Consider the following 1,137-nt stretch of genomic DNA (forward strand, 5'->3'; position numbering starts at 1 on the left):
AAGCTTCGCCAGCAGCCAAAAAACAACGGGGGGAGAGGGGAAGCTGGCCGGTCACCTAAGCCGCCCCACCCACCACCTTTCTCGGCAAAAGAAGGAGCAACACCATGAACGACCGCATTGCACGCGCCGCCCTGACTCGCCTTTTCGATCCCCAGGACTCCACTGGCCGGGCGCTTGTCCACGCCTTGGGCGCCTACGCGGCCCTGAGGGTAGCAACCGGGGCGCAAGCGCCCCACACCTTCCGCCACATCACGGAAGCGGAGTTGAGCGAAGGGTTGCGCCGCTGGGCGCAGCGGATCCCTGACGTGGACGCGGAAAGGGATCTTGCCACCATCGAACGATTGGGCGGAGGTTTCCTTATCCCCGGTGACGAACACTGGCCCATCGGCCTTGATGATCTGCCGGATGCTCCGTATGGGCTTTGGTACGTCGGGAACATCACTCAGGGGATCCCCGCGGTACAGCGCGCGGCGGCGTTGACCGGTTCCCGCGATTCCACCAACTACGGCGCAGCTGTCACCGGTGAGATGGCCCATGGACTGGCCCAGCGTGGAATCTGCATTGTCTCCGGCCTGGCCTACGGCATCGACGCGCACGCCCACCGTGGCGCGCTTGCTGGCTTTACCGGCACCGGACCGGCGACCATCGCGGTTGCGGCCGGAGGCCTTGACCGGGTTTACCCGTCCGGCAACGCCGACCTCGCGGCCGCGATCAGGGCGAACGGGTTGGTCGTCTCAGAGCAGCCCCCGGGAAGCGCGCCTACGCGTTACCGCTTTTTGCAGCGGAACCGCATCATTGCCGCCCTATCCGGGGTCACCTGTGTGGTCGAAGCCCGGTGGCGTTCCGGCGCGCTGAACGCCGCGCACCACGCCGAAACCCTTGCCCGCCATGTGGCGGCAGTACCCGGAAGCGTGCACAGCGCGAACTCGGCAGGCTGCCACAGGCTCCTGAAGGAAGGCACGGCGGCCCTGGTTTCCGACGCAGCAGAACTGGCCGAACTACTCGTCAGCTAAACCCACCGGTGGGGGGGGGGGGGGCGCCCCCCGCCCCCCCCCCCCAGGTTGTTGGACGAGAATAGGCAGAAAAGGCCCCCCCCCCCCCCCCCCCCCCCCCGGGGAGCTGGGGTTGGGGCGCGGG

General features: G+C 67.9%; 1 protein-coding gene. It reads left to right on the plus strand.

Going from position 1 to position 1,137, the window contains the following annotated elements:
• The first annotated feature begins 104 nt into the window (after positions 1–104).
• Positions 105–1,013 (plus strand): DNA-processing protein DprA, encoded by a 909-nt coding sequence (dprA, locus tag LN996_RS23480; RefSeq protein ID WP_231343504.1) that lies wholly within the window; start codon positions 105–107, stop codon positions 1,011–1,013.
• The last annotated feature ends 124 nt before the right edge of the window (positions 1,014–1,137 follow it).

This window comes from Arthrobacter sp. AK01 (assembly GCF_021109375.1).
Lineage (GTDB): Bacteria > Actinomycetota > Actinomycetes > Actinomycetales > Micrococcaceae > Arthrobacter.

What these genes read in the sequence shown, in the direction of transcription:
- dprA (WP_231343504.1), top strand. Translation starts at nt 105, where the DNA reads ATGAACGACCGCATTGCACGCGCCGCCCTGACTCGCCTTTTCGATCCC.